The organism is Amycolatopsis sp. NPDC051071, from assembly GCF_040682875.1.
Taxonomy (GTDB): domain Bacteria; phylum Actinomycetota; class Actinomycetes; order Mycobacteriales; family Pseudonocardiaceae; genus Amycolatopsis.
Window position 1 is genome coordinate 1 of the sequence record NZ_JBFBBY010000162.1, and the last position, 16233, is coordinate 16233.

Sequence of the window (16233 nt, forward strand, 5' to 3'; positions counted from 1 at the left end):
CCGGAAAGCGGGGGTCGGGGCTCGTGAGTGTTTTGGGTCGTTAGAACGACCCAAATCACTCACGAGGTCTTCAGCCGTTGTCGTCCTGCTTCAGCGCGGTATCGATGGTCAGCGCCGAAGCGACCACCATCGAGGCCAGCGGGTCCCGCAGCGGCCGGTGGATCTCGACGACGTAGTTGTCGGCCGTGGTGAACGCGGCCTTCACGAAACCACCCCAGGTCTTGGTGATCCGCGCGATCTCGACCTCGTCGTGGTCCTTGATCACGAAGTTCCACGCACGCCAGTTCTCCGCGAAAATCCCGCCGATCTTCCGCCCGTCGACCACGAAACCCAGCCGGATCTTGCCGAAGACGTTCTCCTGCACGATCTCCCCGATCGGCGAGTCGTCGGCCTTCGTCACCAGGAACCGTGACTTGAACACCTTCGCCGGTCGCGTCACCTTCAGCACGGTGCTGTGGTTCGCGTCGCGGATTTCGAAGCGGTGGGTCAGGTACTGGTCGTACTTCGTGAACAGCCGGATGGCCTTCTTCAGCGTGCTCTGCCCGACCTGGACGACGCCGCCGAGGCGTTCGCCGTTCTGATCGAACACCCCGAACTCGCCTGCCATCTCGATGAGCTTCGCGCGCTGGTTGACCACGAGCACCGGTTCCGAGAACAAGGTCCCGCCGCCGGTGAGCCCGCTCGCCCTGCCTTGGGTTCCCTTCGACGCCTGCGCCCGTATCCGGTTCGGATCGTGGGCGCCCTCGATATCCAGTTCGATGGCCTCGGCGTCATGGGACGGCCGCGTGTTCGGCGTCCAGGCCTGTCCGTCCCACCACCGGTAGATGCGGGGGTTCTGCTGGTCGGGATACCAGCCGGCGGGCTGTGGAGAGCTCGTCATGGCAGGTCAGAGTAATCCGCTCGGCGCCCCCGCGGGTCCGCCGACGGCAATTGCGGCGAATGTCCGTGTCCTCCCCTGCCCCGCCTCCCCGCCGAGCGGGACCAAGGGGAGAATCCGGGTGTGAACGAACGACCTTGGCCTCTCGGCGCTGCCACCGCCATCGGTTCCATGCCCGGCACCGATCCGGTCGAGGCCGCTTCGATCGTATTCGGCGAACTGCCCGAATTCCCCTACCTGCCCGAGCTTCCCGCACGCGGTGTCGGGGCCGACCTGATCGGCCGGACGGCGGGGCTGCTGGTCGATCTCGCCGTCGAAGTGGTGCCGAGCGGCTACCGGGTCGCCTCGCGGCCTGGCCACGACCACCGCCGGGCTGTCGACCTGATGAGCTGGGACCTCGACGCCGTCCAGGAAGCCCGCGAGAAGGCCGGTGCCGCGCCGCCCGCCTTCAAGACTCAGGTCGCGGGACCATGGACGCTCGCTTCGAACATCGAACTCCCACGCGGGCACCGGATCCTGACCGACCGCGGCGCGCTGCGCGATTTCACCGCGTCACTGCTGGACGGCTTGGCCGAGCACGTCGCGGAACTGAAGTCGCGGATCGGCGCACCGGTGGTGGTGCAGTTCGACGAGCCGTCGCTGCCCGCGGTCCTCGCCGGTGACCTCCCGACGGCGTCCGGGTACGGCACCGTTGCCGCGGTCCCCGCGCCGGAAGCACGCGAACTGCTGTCGACGGTGATCGCCGGGGCGGAGCGCATCACGGGGCAGCCTGTCGCCGTGCATTGCTGCGCCGAGAAGCCGCCGATCTCGTTGCTGCGTGCGGCGGGTGCGGGCGCGATCGCGTTCGACTTCTCGTTGCTGAAGGGCGCTTCGCCCGCTCAGCTCGACGAAATCGGCGAGGCGATCGATTCAGGCACGACACTGATGTTCGGTCTGGTCCCCACCACCGACCCTGGCGCCCCGCTGAAGCTGCGCGAAATCGTTTCGCCCGTGTTCAAGCTGTTCGACCGCCTCGGGTTCTCTCGCGAAATCCTCGCCGAACGCACCGTGCCGACCCCGGCGTGCGGTCTCGCGGGCAGTACGCCGGAGTGGATGCGCCGTGCGCTGACGCTCGGCCGCGAGGCGGGCAAGGCTTTCGTCGAACCGCCTGAAGGCTGGTGACCGGCGCGGTAACGTGCCCGCCATGCGTTTGTTCCGCCGTTCCCGCAAGGCCGAGGACGTCCCCGACCCCCGCACCGCCTGGCCGGAGCAGCCGGTCCCCGAGGACGCCGCCGCCGCGGCCGTGACGTTCTGGGAGGCGTGGTTCGCACTCCTGCCGGAGGTCAGCGCCGCACTCGGCGACCGTGAGCCGCACCGCGTGGAACACGATCTCTGCACGATCGTCGAGGCACTCCACCCGAGGCTGCACTTCTCCCTCGATCGTGGGCATCGCGCGATCTACTCGCTGGTGCTCACCGGCCAGGAGGATCCGGAACTGCGCCCGTACACCGACGCGTGGAAGGCCGCCGCGCCGCCGGAGGACGCGATCTGGGAATACCACGATTCGGTGCCGCCGGTGCCCGATCCGAACGAGGTCACCGTCAACCTCGGCGAAACCCGCATCGCACTGGCCGACGTCCGGGTGACCGCGAAGGTGGACGAATCAGCCGGACGGGTGGACGTCACGGTCTTCCATCCGCTGATCGGGGAACTCGAACCGGAGACCCGGACGACGATGACCTTCCTGCCGCTGGACGCCACGCTGGGTGAGCGCGTCGCGGCCGACCGGCTGGGCAGGGTCGAGCTGGTGACCGAGGCGCGGGAGGGGCAGCTGACCCTGCTGGAGCTTCGTGAAATCGTCGGCCGACTCGGCTCCGGGACGTCCGGAACTGTCGGTACCCCCGACTAGGCTTACCCCCGTGAGCAGCGAACTTACCCCCTCAGACAGCGAAACGGCCGACGTCGCACAGGACGTCACGGACGTCCCGGCCGACGTCCGCGAGCGGCACGCCGAACTGGCCGAGGAGATCCGCGGGCACCAGTTCCGGTACTACGTGCTGGATTCACCCCTCGTGTCCGACGGCCAGTTCGACACGCTGCTCAACGAACTCCAGGCCATCGAGGACGAGCACCCGGGGCTGGTGACGCCGGATTCGCCGACGCAGAACGTCGGCGGCACGTTTTCCACCGAGTTCGTCGCGCACGACCACCTCGAACGCATGCTCAGCCTGGACAACGTCTTCGACGCCGAGGAGTTCGAGACGTGGGTCGAGCGAGTCCAGAAGGAGATCGGCGCGACGAAGTACCTCGCGGAACTGAAGATCGACGGCCTCGCGATCAACCTGCTGTACGAGAACGGCCGCCTGACCCGCGCGCTGACCAGGGGCGACGGCCGCACCGGTGAGGACGTCACGCTCAACGTCCGCACCCTGGAGCAGGTCCCGGACAGGCTGACGGGCACCGGCGAGTTCCCGGTGCCGTCGCTGGTCGAGGTCCGCGGCGAAGTGTTCTTCCGTGTCGAGGACTTCCTGGCGCTCAACGCGAAAATGGTCGAGGCGGGCAAGGACCCGTACGCGAACCCGCGCAACACGGCCGCCGGATCGTTGCGGCAGAAGGATCCGAAGATCACGAAGTCCCGCAACCTGCGGCTGATCTGCCACGGACTCGGGAAACGCGAAGGATTCGAGCCGAAGCGCCAGTCCGAGGCCTACGACGCGCTCGCCGCGTGGGGCCTGCCGGTGTCGCCGCACAGCAAGGTCCTCGGCTCCGGCAAGGAACTGCTGGAGCACATCGCGTACTGGGGCGAGCATCGCCACGACGCCGAACACGAGATCGACGGCGTCGTGATCAAGGTCGACGAGGTCGCGCTGCAACGTCGTCTCGGCACGACGTCACGCGCGCCACGCTGGGCGATCGCCTACAAATACCCGCCGGAAGAGGCGATCACCACCCTGCTGGACATCCAGGTCAACGTCGGCCGCACCGGGCGGGTCACCCCGTTCGCGGTGATGGAGCCGGTGAAGGTCGCCGGCTCCACGGTGGCGATGGCGACGCTGCACAACCAGGAAGAGGTCAAGCGCAAAGGCGTGCTGATCGGGGACAAGGTCGTCATCCGCAAGGCAGGCGACGTCATTCCCGAGGTGCTCGGGCCGGTGGTCGACGCGCGCACCGGCGAGGAACGCGAGTTCGTCATGCCGTTGCGCTGCCCCAACTGTGACACCGAACTGGCGTACCAGAAGGAGGGCGACATCGACATCCGTTGCCCGAACGCGCGGTTCTGCCCGGCGCAGCGGCGGGAGCGATTGTTCCACCTGGCGAGCCGGAACGTCTTCGACATCGAGGTGGTCGGTTACGAGGCCGCGGCGGCGCTGCTGGACGCCGGTGTCGTGCACGACGAAGGTGACATCTTCGACCTGGACGAGGAGAAGTTGCTCGAAGTCGAGCTGTTCCGCACCAAGGCGGGGGAGCTGTCGGCCAACGGGCGCAAACTGCTGGAAAACCTCGAAATCGTCAAGGACCGTCCACTGTGGAAGGTCATCGTCGGGCTCTCGATCCGGCACGTCGGCCCGACGGCGGCGCAGGCGCTCGCGAGGGAATTCGGTTCGCTGGAAAAGATCGAGAACGCCTCCGAAGAGGAGCTCGCCAGTGTCGACGGGGTCGGCCCGACCATCGTGCGCGCCGCGAAGGAGTGGTTCGAGGTCGACTGGCACCGCGAGATCGTCGAGAAATGGCGCGCCGCCGGGGTGCGGATGGAGGAGGAACGCGACGAGTCCATCCCGCGCAACCTCGAAGGCCTCTCGATCGTCGTCACCGGTTCGCTGAACGACTACTCCCGCGACGAGGCCAAGGAGTTCATCATGGCCCGCGGCGGCAAGGCGGCCGGTTCGGTGTCGAAGAAGACGGCGTTCGTCGTCGTCGGGGACGCGCCGGGGACGAAGTACGAGAAGGCCGTTCAGCTGAAGGTGCCAGTGCTCGACGAGAACGGCTTCCGGGTGCTGCTGGAGAGCGGCCCCGAGGCCGCCGCGGAACTCGCGCTGCCGACGGACGAACCCGCTGCTGAGGAGACCGATGAGTGACCTGAAGATCCGGCCCGCACGCGCCGCCGAACTGAAGGCTGTCGGAGAACTCACCCTCGCCGCGTACGCCGCGGAACGGGGTCTCGTGGAAGGCGTCGGCTACGCGGCCGAACTCGTCGACGCCGCCAGGCGTGCGGAGCTGGCCGAACTCCTGGTCGCGGAGGACGGTGACGGCACTCTCGTCGGCACCGTCACCATCGCGCGGCCGGGCACCCCGTTCGCCGAGCTGTCGCACGAGGGCGAACTGGAGTTCCGCATGCTCGGCGTCCTGCCGTCGGCCACCGGGCGCGGCATCGGCGAGGCGCTGACCAGGGCGGTCATCGATCGGGCGCGGGAACTGGACGCGGCCCGGGTCGTGCTGTGCAGCCTGAGCACGATGCGGCGGGCGCACCGGCTGTACGAGCGCCTCGGCTTCGTGCGGCTGCCCGAGCGCGACTGGGAACCGCACCCCGGGGTGTCTCTGGTCGCCTACCGCCTGGACCTCACCTAAACGTCATGAGGGGTCCCCATCGGACAAATTTCGTCCTATGGGGACCCCTTATGACACTTCGGCAGCGGCGCCGGGACGCTCAGCTGTCCAGCACGACGGCCACGATGCCCGCGAAGTGAGCCAGCCGCGCCACCTCGGCGGCCCGGAAGTTCGGTCCGCCCGGCCGCGCGACCAGCAGCGCCTTCCCCGGCTTCCCCAGCGGGGTGGCCGCGAGCTCCGTGCCCAGTTCCTTCCACGTCTCCGGGATCCACGCTTCCTCGGCGTCGAGGATGGTGGCGCGTTCCAGCGGCAGCCATGGCAGGTCGGTGATCGGCGTCTCAGGGGCCGCACTCGACGACGCCAGCCGCAGCGCGCCGGATTCCGAATGTTCGACGACGACGGCCCAGCCCGCCCGGATGATCCGCGGGACGCCCTCGGCGAGGATCTCCAGCCCCGAAGCGGGTTTGGCGGCGATCTCCTCGACCAGTTCGAGTTCACGATGCGTGTCGAGCACGCCGGCGTACGGGCGGACGGCGTCGACCTCGACGCCGTCGACGCTTTCGGCCGCCGTGATCAACGCGTCCGGCAGCCTGCCGGAGGGGATTTCGACGACGAGGTCGTCGATGGCGATCCCGCCGCCGCGTTCGACCACGTCCACGCTCAGGATGTCGGCGCCGACGGTGCCGAGCGCGGTGGCGACCGCGCCGAGGGTCCCCGGGGTGTCCGGTAATTGGACCCGGATCAGGAACGACACACGCGCCCCTCTCGCCTCAGGCGTTCCAGCCTCGCCGTGGAACGCGCTACGCCGGGCGCCGATTGTGACAGACCGGACGAGGTAATGGGGCTCGACGTCCGGGACGCGGGATAACGAACCAGGCACTCCTTACCCGACGTGGGAGTGACCGGCGCGGCATAACCCAGTCGAGTTCGCCGACGCCGCCACCATAGACTTGCAGCTTCCGACAGAACCCGCACAGCACACCCCGGGAGTCACCCGCGTGCCCAACATTTCCCGCGACGAGGTCGCGCACCTCGCCAAGCTCGCCAGGCTTGCCGTCACGGAGGAGGAGCTGGACGTCTTCGCAGGCCAGCTCGACCAGATCCTGGACTCGGTGGCCAAGGTGAGCGAGGTGGCGGGCGAGAACGTCCCGCCCACGTCGCACGCCGTACCGCTGACCAACGTGTTCCGTGAGGACGCGGTCCGACAGGGGCTGACCCAGCAGCAGGCGCTGGCCGGTGCGCCTGCCAGCGAAGAGGGTCGATTCCGGGTACCGCGGATTCTGGGAGAAGAGCAGTGACCGAACTCATCAAACTCACCGCCGCCGAACTGGCGGGGAAGATCCAGGCCCGTGAGGTCTCGGCGGTCGAGGTCGCGCAGGCGCATCTGGACCGGATCGCCGAGGTCGACGACCACATCCACGCGTTCCTGCACGTGGACACCGAGGGCGCGCTCGACGCGGCCCGCGCGGTGGACGCCGACGTCGCCGCGGGCAAGGCCCCGAAGTCGCCGCTCGCCGGGGTGCCACTGGCGCTCAAGGACGTGCTGACCACCAAGGGCATCCCCACCACGGTCGGTTCGAAGACCCTGGAGAACTGGATCCCGCCGTACGACGCCACCGTGACGCGCAAGCTGCGCGAGGCCGGTGTCGTGGTGCTCGGCAAGACCAACATGGACGAGTTCGCGATGGGCTCCTCCACGGAGAACTCCGCGTTCGGCCCGACCCACAACCCGTGGGATCACGCCCGCATCCCCGGCGGTTCCGGCGGTGGCTCCTCGGCGTCCATCGCGGCGTTCGAAGCCGCCATCGCGATCGGCACCGACACCGGCGGCTCGATCCGCCAGCCCGGCGCCGTCACCGGCACCGTCGGCGTGAAGCCGACGTACGGCGGCGTCTCCCGCTACGGCCTCGTCGCCTTCTCGTCGTCGCTGGACCAGGCCGGTCCCTGCGCGCGGACGGTGCTCGACGCCGCCCTCCTGCACGAGGTCATCGCCGGATACGACCCGATGGACTCGACCTCGATCGACGCGCCGGTCCCGCCGGTGGTCGCCGCGGCCCGCCAGGGCCTGACCGGTGACCTCAAGGGCGTCCGCGTCGGTGTGGTCAAGGAATTCGCCGGTGACGGCTACCAGCCCGGCGTCCTGCGGTCCTTCGAGGCCGCCGTCGAGCAGCTGCGTGCGCTCGGCGCCGAGGTCGTCGAGGTCTCGTGCCCGAACTTCACCTACGCACTGCCCGCGTACTACCTGATCGCGCCGAGCGAATGCTCGTCGAACCTCGCCCGGTTCGACGCCATGCGCTATGGCCTGCGCGTGTCGGACGACGGCGCGCACAGCGCCGAAGAGGTCATGTCGCTCACTCGTGAGAAGGGCTTCGGCCCCGAGGTCAAGCGACGCATCATGCTCGGCACGTACGCGCTGTCGTCGGGCTACTACGACGCCTACTACGGCTCGGCACAGAAGGTCCGCACACTCATCACGCGCGACTTCGAGGCCGCGTACGAAAAGGTGGACGTACTGGTCTCCCCGACCACACCGACCACCGCGTTCAAGATCGGCGAGCGCGTCGACGACCCGATGGCGATGTACCTCGCCGACCTGTGCACCATCCCGTCGAACCTCGCGGGCAACGCCGCCATGAGTGTCCCGAGCGGACTGTCGCACGAGGACGGCCTGCCGGTCGGCCTGCAGATCATGGCCCCGGCGATGGCCGACGAGCGGCTGTACCGCGTCGGCGCCGCCTACGAGGTCGCGCGGGACGCCGCCAACGGTGGCTCGCTGGTGCACCAGGCTCCGGAGCTGGGGAAGGCGTGATTTGCTGACACGCATCGAGATCGACGGCTTCAAGTCGTTCGATGGTTTCGGGTTGGACTTGCCGCCGTTCCTGGTCATCCTCGGCCAGAACGCCAGCGGCAAGTCCAACCTGTTCGATGCGATTCAGCTCCTGAGCCGCCTTGCGACGGCACCGAGGGTGAAAGAAGCGTTCAACGACCAGCGTGGTGACCTGCTGGAGCAGTTTCGCCGACGTGGCGACGGCACGTTCCTCGGAAAGATGACCTTCGCGGTCGAGCTCACGTTGGAACGATCCGTCGTCGATTCGTTCGAAGAGCGCGCTGACATCCGCCACACCCGGGTTCGTTACGAACTGCACATCGCGCTTACCCCGAACGACGACTATGTCTCGCCAGTGGTTGTTCACGAAGCGGCGTATCCGATCGCGGCGAATGCTGATCGAGTGTCCGGGCAGGCCGCGGGCGTGCGCTATGGAGAGCTGGCGGACCCGCTCTTGGAGACGGTCGTCCGACACGGCGACCGGACCTTCGCCCTGCATCGCGCAGGGGAGAACACCAGGTACCTTCGTGCTGAATCAGCGCAGTCCTCAGTGCTGTCCAGCATTACGTCCGCGGGAGACTATCCCTACTTGTTCGCCATCCGCCGCGAGCTCGAGTCATGGCGCTTTCTGCAGCTCGATCCCGCCGCGCTCAGGATGCCGAGCAAGATCGGAACGGCGGATCAGCAGCTCGCGCCGAGCGGGGCTAACCTCGCCGCGGTGCTTCGCCGAATCGAGCGAACCACCCGTGACAAATTCGGCAGCGGGCTCGATGAGATCGCGGTTGATCTGGTCCAGGTGATCCAAGGATTCAGCGGGGTCGAGATCAAGGAGAACAAGGCGGCGGGTCAGTGGGAGATCGAGCTGACCACTGGCGACGAAGGCAAGGTCAGCGCACGGGTCGCCTCGGACGGGACGCTCCGGGTGCTAGCCCTGCTTGCCGCCCTGTACGACCCGGAACACCGCGGATTGCTTTGCTTCGAGGAACCGGAGAACGGCATCTTTCCGCAGCGCTTGCGGAAGCTCATGCGCGTGCTCAAGGAGCTGACCGCCGAACCTGAGCCGGGTGAGCCGCTGACCCAGGTGATTCTGACCAGCCATTCGCCCTTGATGCTGGCCGTCCTCGAGCCAGAGGACATCGTGGTCATGGATTGGGTGTCGCGTGTCTCGCCCGGTGAGGCTACGAGCCGTGTTTCGCGGGTTCGTGTGCTCGAGGACCAGGAGGACTCCGGGCTGGAGCCGGTGTCCCGGTTCGAGCAGCGGGAACTGCTGGCGATCACCAAAGACGAAGCCCGTCGGCTCCTGGAGGGTTGATGAGGCAGCTGCGCACCGTTGTCGCCGTTGAAGGGGCGACCGACGACACGTTCTTCAGCCAGTTGCTCGCCCGCGCGCTCGAGGAGATCGGCCGGGAGCGACCGGGCAAAGGTTTCGACGTCGACCGGCCCCTTGTCTTCGAACGTCAGGCTGACACCTGGCGCACGTTCGCTCAGCAAGTGCTGGATCAAACGCCCCGGTTGAACCTGGTCTTCTTCCACTACGACGGGACGGCCAACCCGGATCGGGAAGCCGCGAAAAGCTGGGTTCCGATGATGGGCGAATGGGACAAGGTAGCGAGCGGCGCGGGTGCCGCTCCCTGCTTAGTGCCGCTGGTACCGATCCGGGAGATGGAAAGCTGGGCTCTCGCCGACGTCACACTGGTCAACGAGCTCGCCGGGGTCGACGTCACGACGACTGGCGTTTTCGAAGTGAACCTGCTTTCGAAGGTGGAGAAGCTCACGGATCCCAAGCGCACGCTGGCCGAGGCCCTGCGATCCGGCACGAGGCGAAAGCGCCGGAGCAGGTCCGTGCACGACTATCTCGACACCATCGCCAGGCGGATCGAACTCGACAGGCTGCGAGCGGTGCCATCCTTTCAAGTTTGGCAAACCGACACCGAAACGGCGCTACGGCGGATCGGATTCATAGAATGACTTCCAGAACAGTAGGAGGAAAGAAGTGACCGCCGTAGTGGAACTCATGGACTACGCCGACGTCATCGAGCGGTTCGACCCGGTGCTGGGCCTCGAGGTGCACGTCGAGCTGAACACGAACACCAAGATGTTCTGCGGCTGTGCCAACGAATTCGGCGGCGAGCCCAACTCCAAGGTCTGCCCGACCTGCCTCGGGCTGCCCGGCTCGCTGCCGGTGGTGAACGGCAAGGCCGTCGAGGGTGCGATCCGCATCGGGCTCGCGCTCAACTGCGAGATCGCGTCGTGGTGCCGGTTCGCCAGGAAGAACTACTTCTACCCGGACCAGCCGAAGAACTTCCAGACGTCGCAGTACGACGAGCCCATCGCCTTCAACGGCTACCTCGACGTGACGCTGGACGACGGCGAGGTCGTGCGCGTGGAGATCGAGCGCGCGCATATGGAGGAGGACACCGGCAAGTCGCTGCACGTCGGCGGCGCCACCGGCCGGATCCACGGCGCCGAGCACTCGCTGCTCGACTACAACCGTGCCGGAGTGCCGCTGATCGAGATCGTCACGAAGACGATCGAGCACACCGGTGAACGCGCTCCCGAGGTCGCGCGGGCGTATGTCACCGCGCTGCGGGATCTGCTGAGCGCGCTCGACGTCTCGGACGTCCGGATGGACCAGGGTTCGGTCCGATGCGACGCCAACGTGTCGCTGATGGCAAAGGACGCCACCGAGTTCGGCACGCGCACCGAGACGAAGAACGTCAACTCGCTGCGCAGCGTCGAGCGCGCCGTGCGCTACGAGATGACCCGGCAGGCGGCGATCCTCGCCGACGGCGGCACGATCAAGCAGGAGACGCGGCACTTCCAGGAGGCCGACGGCACCACGTCGCCCGGCCGCACCAAGGAGACCGCCGAGGACTACCGGTACTTCCCGGAGCCCGATCTGGTGCCGATCGCGCCGTCGGCCGAATGGGTCGAGGAACTGCGCAAGACGCTGCCGGAGATGCCTGCGGAGCGCCGCAAGCGCATCCAGGCCGAATGGAAGCTGACCGACGAGGCGCTGCGCGACCTGCTCAACGTCGGCGCGGTCGACCTGGTCGCCGCGACCGTCGAGGCGGGCGCGACGCCGGACGAGGCCCGCAGCTGGTGGGTCAACACGCTGGCGCAGGAGGCCAACTCCCGCGAGGTCGAACTGGCCGAACTGGCGATCACCCCGGCGCAGCTGGCCGAGGTCATCGGGCTGGTCAAATCCGGTGAGCTGACCAACAAGCTGGCCAAGGAGGTCGTGCAGGGCGTGCTCGCCGGCGAAGGTTCGCCGTCCGAGGTCGTCGAGAAGCGCGGCCTGAAGGTCGTCTCGGACGACTCCGCGCTGATCGCGGCCGTCGACGAGGCACTGGCCGCGCAGCCGGACATCGCCGAGAAGATCCGCGGCGGCAAGGTGGCCGCGGCCGGGGCGATCGTCGGCGCGGTCATGAAGGCCACCAAGGGCCAGGCCGACGCCAAGCGCGTGCGCGAACTGATCGTCGAGCGAGTCGGTGCCTGATCTCGCTTTGAAGAAGGTCACCTGGCGTGAGTGGCTCGGCCTCGCGGCCGGGCTGCTCGCGCTGGTGGCCTTGTTCCTTCCGTGGACGACTCTGACCGCGTCGCGCCCGGAGATCGAGGACGCGCTGACGGCGTTGCCCGCCACCGACGTCACGCGTGACGCGTGGCGCGCGGGTTTCCTCGCCTGGGCGCCGCTGTTCCTGCTGTTCCTGCCCGGCCTGGCCGTCGTGTTGTTCGGCCGTGTCGACGCCGTCCGCCGCGCGGGTTTGCCGCATCTGTGGCTGATGGCCGCCATCGGCGCGCTGCTGCTGATGGTGCTCGGCTGGGTCACCCTCGACTGGCAGTTCGACGCCGACCAGCGCGGGATCTTCGCCGCCGCAGGTATCGAAATCGGGACCGGCCTCGGCCGCTACCTCGGCCTGCTGGCCGCCGTCGTCTCGGCCGGTGTCGCGTTCGTCGACGTCCGGGTCCTGCGTGCCGAGACCCGCACCCGTCGCTGACACCTCTCCCGCAATTAGTCCTCTAGTTGCGGACTCCTGCGTCGCCTCGCGGCACTCCAGGCGTGCTCAAACTTCGCACTCGCGTGCTTAAAGCCGGATCTCGCGTGCTTGGAGGCGGATCTCGCGTGCTTGGAAGTCGCACACGTCCTGCCGCAATTAGTCCTCTAGTTGCGGGAGAGGGCTGGGGGACGGGTCCCTCAGTCCTTGCCGCCCCCACCGCCGCCGACGCTCGGCGCGATGATGACCACGCGGTCGTCGCTCGACACCGGTGCGCCGCCGTCCTTGTTGACGGTTCCGGTGATGGCCAGCTGGGGGTTGATCATGCTCATGGCGGACAGGCGGCCGAAGGTCTTCGGGGGCTTCCCGGTCTTGCCGTCCATGGAGATGTTGGGCTTGCCGGTCACCGCGCCGTCCGGGGTGACCGGCAGGTTCTGCAGGTTCCCCGCGATCGACGTCGTCACGTACAGATAGCCGACGGCGCCCACGAAATCCGCGCAGCCCGCCACTCCCGGTTTGTCCGGCCAGGTCCAGGCCGGGGTGCTCAGGGGCTGACCGGCACGCAGCCGGTAGACGACGTCCTTGTCGGCCAGCCTGTCCGTCAGCCAGACGCGTGAACCGCTCTGGTCGCGGCACAGACCGCCGGGGGAATGCACGCCGGTGGAGAAGACCGCCGATCCCGCCGTCGGATTACCCGGCGCCGGTTTCCCGGAGGTGTCGATGCGCAGCACCTTCCCGGCCAGCGACGACGGATCGGCCGCCGCGCCCGGGTTGCCGGCGTCTCCGGTGGCGACCAGGAGCGCGCCCTTGGCGTCGGTGCCGATCGCGCCGCGGTTGCCGGTGGCACCCTTGGGGATGCCGGTCAGCACCGGTTTCGGCGCCTGGCCCTTCGCCAGCCGGACGACACGGTTGTCGGCCGGGGTGGTGACGTAGGCGAAGACCAGCTGGTCTTCGGCGAAACCGGGGGACACCGCGAGCGAGGTGAGACCGCCGTCGCCGGAGCCGTCCACGGGGATGACGGCCCAGGCGGCGGGATCCTTCTCCGCGGTGGCGAGCATGATCCGGCCGCTCTTGCGTTCACCCGCGAGCGCGCTGGGCGCCGTCCCGTCACCTGGGATCGCGGCCACGGCGGCGACAGTGTCCAGGCAGGTCGCGATGACGGCCTTGTCGAAGTCCTTGCAACCCTGCGGCGGCGGAACCGGGGTCGGCGTCTGATTCGGGCCGTTGCCGCGGCCGGGACCGGAGTCGCCCGCCTCGCCACCGGGTCCGACCTGCGGCGGGACCTCGGGGGACGGCGGATTCACCGGGGTGAAGGTCTGGCTGGCCGCCGTGTTGTCGAATTTGGCGCAGCCGGAGAGCACGAGTGCGCCGCAGGCCAGCAGAGCCAGCGGCGAAGTCCATTTCCGCCGGTACCGGGTACGCACGAAGGCCAGCCTAGGTGGGCGTGCGTGAGCCACGGGTAAGCGGAACTGGATACCGTGGCGATCATGACCGTTACCGTGCTGGTGCCCGACGAAGAGGGTATGACCGCGCTTTCGGAGATCGAGGGCGTGCGTCCGGTGGTGTACCGACAGGGCGAGCCCGCGCCCGCCGAGGCCGCCGAGGCCCAGGTGCTCGTGACCGGTGGTCAGCCGACCGAGGCGATGTGGCGCGAACTGCCGAACGTCAAGCTCGTGCAACTGCTGGTGGCGGGCGCGGAGGACTGGATCGGCAAGGTCCCGGACGGTGTCCTGCTCTCGACCTGCCGTGGTGCGCACGGCGGTAGTTCGGCCGAATGGGTCGTCGCGGTCCTTCTCGCCATCTACCGCGAACTCCACGGTTTCGCCGACGGCCACCGGCGAAAGAACTGGGAACGCCGGACCACGGACACCTTGCAGGGCAAACGGGCCCTCATCGTCGGAGCCGGTGACCTCGGCAGGCATCTGCGCCGTCGGCTGGAGACGTTCGACGTGCGCTGCACCATGGTCGGCGCGACCGCTCGCGAGGGCGTGCACGGCGTCGACGAGCTTCCCGCGCTGCTGCCGGAACACGACGTCACGGTCCTGATGGTGCCACTCACCCAGCACACCCGCGGTCTCGTCGACGCGGCCTTCCTCGCCGCGATGCCGGACGACGCGATCCTCGTGAACGTCGCGAGGGGGCCGGTCGTGGACACCGACGCGCTCGTCCCGGAACTCGCTTCGGGACGGCTGCGCGCCGCCCTCGACGTCACCGATCCCGAACCGCTGCCCGACGGGCATCCGTTGTGGGACGTGCCGGGACTGCTGCTGACACCGCATGTCGGCGGCGCGGTGAGCGGGGTGCGGCAGCGGGCGTACGCCGTGGTGGTCCGCGAGCTGAGTCACTATATGAGCGGAGAACTGCCGAAGAACCTGGTCCACGGCGAGTACTGAGCGGGGTGACGGACGTGCCAGGCCTTCATGTCGGCTGTGCGATGTGGACCCATAAGGCGTGGGCAGGCCGGTTCCTGCCGCGGTCGCAGTCCGCCGGGGAGCGCCTGCGGGCCTACGCCGGCTGGTGCAACGCCGTCGAGGGCAACACCACTTTCTACGCGATCCCCGCCCGCGACACCGTCGAAACGTGGGCGCGGCAGACCGATCCCAGCTTCCGGTTCTTGCTCAAGCTGCCCAAGGTCGTCACGCACGAGCGACGGCTCGCCGGTGTCGAGACCAAGATGCGGGCGTTCCTGGACGCGATCGAACCCCTCGGCGAACGGGCGGTCCTGTGGACCCAGTTGCCCGCCTCGTTCGGCCCGCCGGACGTCGACGCCCTCGGCCGTTTCCTGCGACGGCTCCCCGCCGGTCGCCGACGCGCCGTGGAAGTGCGCCACCCCGAGTTTTACACCGACGCCCGCTCGACGTCGCTGCTGGAGAGGACGCTCACCGACGCGGACGCCGAGTGGGTGCCGTTCGACACCACGGTCTTCTTCCGTAGCCCGCCGATCAGCGAGGCCGAGCAGGACGCCTGGGCCAAGAAACCCCGGCTGCCGCGGCGGACGCACGCGCTGACCGACCGGCCGGTCGTCCGCTACCTCGGCCGGGACTCGACCGAGGAGACCGTCGAGGGGTGGCGACCGTGGACCGAGGTGGTCGCCGGATGGCTGCGTGCGGGCCGGTCGCCGACGGTCTTCCTGCACACCCCCGACAACGACGACGCGCCGTCGCTCGCCCGCCGGTTCCACGACGACGTGCGTGCACTGGTGCCCGGCCTCGACCCGCTGCCCGAGCCCGAACCGGTCGAGCCCGCGACCCTGTTCTGAGCCGAGGTGGTGCGTCGCCGCGCCGCGCCACTCCCGACGGTCGCCTCGGGCGCCGGTTTCGCCTACCCTTCGCGCGTGAGCGATGACTACCAGACCAGCGTGATCTCGGACGTGGCCGACTCCGGCGGCGACCCGGGCCCGGCGGAGACCAGGGGCGGGATCGATCTCGGCCTGCTCGTCCTGCGGGTCGTGCTCGGCGTGACCATGGGCGCGCACGGGCTCCAGCACCTCTTCGGCGCCTTCGGCGGCCCCGGGGTCGGCGGTTTCGCCCGGGTGCTCGGCAACTTCGGCTACACCACCCAGACGACGCTGCTTTCGTGGGTCACCGGCATCAGCGAGGTGGCCGGCGGCGCGCTCGTCCTGGTGGGCTTGTTCACCCCGATCGGCGCCGCCGCACTGCTCGGGGTCTGTGCGAACATCGTGTACGTGAAGTTCAGCGGCGGGTTTTTCCAGAAGGAAGGACAGGGCTTCGAGCTCGAACTCCTGCTGGGCGCGGCTTCGCTGGCCGTCCTCCTCGCGGGCGCCGGGCGGCTGTCACTGGACGTCAACACGCCCTGGCGGAAGCGGCCGCTTTCGTTCGGCCTGATCGGGCTCCTGCTGGCGGCCGCGGCCTCGGTCGTGGTGATCGTGCTCTGCCGCTGAGTGCCCGCGCCAAACGCTGACGCGCGTGTGTCATGAGGGGTCCCCATAGGACAAATTTTTTACTAATTGGACCCCACAAAAAACAAGGTGTACCCCACCCACCGGGGAA

General features: G+C 68.5%; 16 protein-coding genes. 13 read left to right on the forward strand and 3 right to left on the reverse strand.

Going from position 1 to position 16233, the window contains the following annotated elements:
• Positions 1 to 70: 70 nt before the first annotated feature.
• Positions 71 to 880 carry a phospholipid scramblase-related protein gene (locus AB0M65_RS33840; protein ID WP_364037047.1) on the reverse strand — a complete coding sequence of 270 codons (810 nt, stop codon included), beginning with the start codon at positions 878 to 880 and terminating at the stop codon, positions 71 to 73.
• A gap of 120 nt (positions 881 to 1000) precedes the next feature.
• Here AB0M65_RS33840 and AB0M65_RS33845 point away from each other — a divergent pair, with 120 nt between their 5' ends.
• From AB0M65_RS33845 to AB0M65_RS33860, 4 genes are read left to right on the forward strand one after another with little or no spacing between them, the layout of a single operon-like run.
• Entirely contained in the window at positions 1001 to 2038 is a 1038-nt protein-coding gene (locus AB0M65_RS33845) for a methionine synthase (protein ID WP_364037050.1), read from the forward strand.
• Positions 2039 to 2060: 22 nt separating this feature from the next.
• A complete protein-coding gene (locus AB0M65_RS33850) occupies positions 2061 to 2765 on the forward strand; it encodes a hypothetical protein (protein ID WP_364037053.1) in 705 nt (234 codons plus the stop codon).
• A 10-nt stretch (positions 2766 to 2775) separates the two neighbouring features.
• The gene (gene ligA, locus AB0M65_RS33855) at positions 2776 to 4932 is read left to right on the forward strand and encodes an NAD-dependent DNA ligase LigA (protein WP_364037056.1); all 2157 of its coding nucleotides are present in this window, start codon (positions 2776 to 2778) and stop codon (positions 4930 to 4932) included.
• Entirely contained in the window at positions 4925 to 5422 is a 498-nt protein-coding gene (locus AB0M65_RS33860) for a GNAT family N-acetyltransferase (protein ID WP_364037059.1), read from the forward strand. Before ligA ends, AB0M65_RS33860 begins: the two co-directional genes overlap by 8 nt.
• 79 nt (positions 5423 to 5501) lie before the next feature.
• Here the strand turns inward: AB0M65_RS33860 and AB0M65_RS33865 are convergent, their stop codons facing one another.
• On the reverse strand, positions 5502 to 6155 hold the full coding sequence (locus tag AB0M65_RS33865) for an amino acid-binding protein (protein WP_364037062.1): 654 nt from the start codon (positions 6153 to 6155) through the stop codon (positions 5502 to 5504).
• Between the two features lie 244 nt (positions 6156 to 6399).
• Here AB0M65_RS33865 and gatC point away from each other — a divergent pair, with 244 nt between their 5' ends.
• Genes gatC through AB0M65_RS33895 form a run of 6 tightly spaced genes read left to right on the forward strand, consistent with a single transcriptional unit; the run spans position 6400 to position 12226 of the window.
• Positions 6400 to 6699, forward strand: coding sequence for an Asp-tRNA(Asn)/Glu-tRNA(Gln) amidotransferase subunit GatC (gene gatC / locus AB0M65_RS33870; RefSeq protein ID WP_364037065.1), 300 nt, complete (start codon positions 6400 to 6402; stop codon positions 6697 to 6699).
• Entirely contained in the window at positions 6696 to 8210 is a 1515-nt protein-coding gene (gene gatA, locus AB0M65_RS33875; RefSeq protein ID WP_364037068.1) for an Asp-tRNA(Asn)/Glu-tRNA(Gln) amidotransferase subunit GatA, read from the forward strand. Before gatC ends, gatA begins: the two co-directional genes overlap by 4 nt.
• A 1-nt stretch (position 8211) precedes the next feature.
• A complete protein-coding gene (locus AB0M65_RS33880) occupies positions 8212 to 9540 on the forward strand; it encodes an AAA family ATPase (protein ID WP_364037071.1) in 1329 nt (442 codons plus the stop codon).
• Positions 9540 to 10196, forward strand: a complete 657-nt coding sequence (locus AB0M65_RS33885; protein ID WP_364037074.1) for a DUF4276 family protein — start codon at positions 9540 to 9542, stop codon at positions 10194 to 10196. Before AB0M65_RS33880 ends, AB0M65_RS33885 begins: the two co-directional genes overlap by 1 nt.
• Positions 10197 to 10221: 25 nt before the next feature.
• Positions 10222 to 11727, forward strand: coding sequence for an Asp-tRNA(Asn)/Glu-tRNA(Gln) amidotransferase subunit GatB (gene gatB, locus AB0M65_RS33890; RefSeq protein ID WP_364037077.1), 1506 nt, complete (start codon positions 10222 to 10224; stop codon positions 11725 to 11727).
• Positions 11720 to 12226 (forward strand): hypothetical protein, encoded by a 507-nt coding sequence (locus AB0M65_RS33895; RefSeq protein WP_364037080.1) that lies wholly within the window; start codon positions 11720 to 11722, stop codon positions 12224 to 12226. The genes gatB and AB0M65_RS33895 overlap by 8 nt, the downstream gene beginning before the upstream one ends.
• Positions 12227 to 12423: 197 nt before the next feature.
• On the opposite strand, the gene AB0M65_RS33900 is transcribed toward AB0M65_RS33895, so the two are convergent.
• A complete protein-coding gene (locus AB0M65_RS33900; protein ID WP_364037083.1) occupies positions 12424 to 13647 on the reverse strand; it encodes a PQQ-dependent sugar dehydrogenase in 1224 nt (407 codons plus the stop codon).
• 63 nt (positions 13648 to 13710) lie between these two features.
• Between AB0M65_RS33900 and AB0M65_RS33905 the strand changes: the two genes are divergently transcribed.
• The 3 genes from AB0M65_RS33905 to AB0M65_RS33915 all read left to right on the forward strand — a co-directional run bounded on the left by AB0M65_RS33905 (position 13711) and on the right by AB0M65_RS33915 (position 16124).
• Complete coding sequence (locus AB0M65_RS33905; RefSeq protein ID WP_364037086.1) at positions 13711 to 14616, forward strand: 2-hydroxyacid dehydrogenase; 906 nt, start codon at positions 13711 to 13713, stop codon at positions 14614 to 14616.
• Positions 14617 to 14657: 41 nt separating this feature from the next.
• Positions 14658 to 15482 (forward strand): DUF72 domain-containing protein, encoded by an 825-nt coding sequence (locus AB0M65_RS33910; protein ID WP_364037089.1) that lies wholly within the window; start codon positions 14658 to 14660, stop codon positions 15480 to 15482.
• Positions 15483 to 15581: 99 nt separating this feature from the next.
• The gene (locus AB0M65_RS33915; protein WP_364037092.1) at positions 15582 to 16124 is read left to right on the forward strand and encodes a DoxX family protein; all 543 of its coding nucleotides are present in this window, start codon (positions 15582 to 15584) and stop codon (positions 16122 to 16124) included.
• Positions 16125 to 16233: the final 109 nt, after the last annotated feature.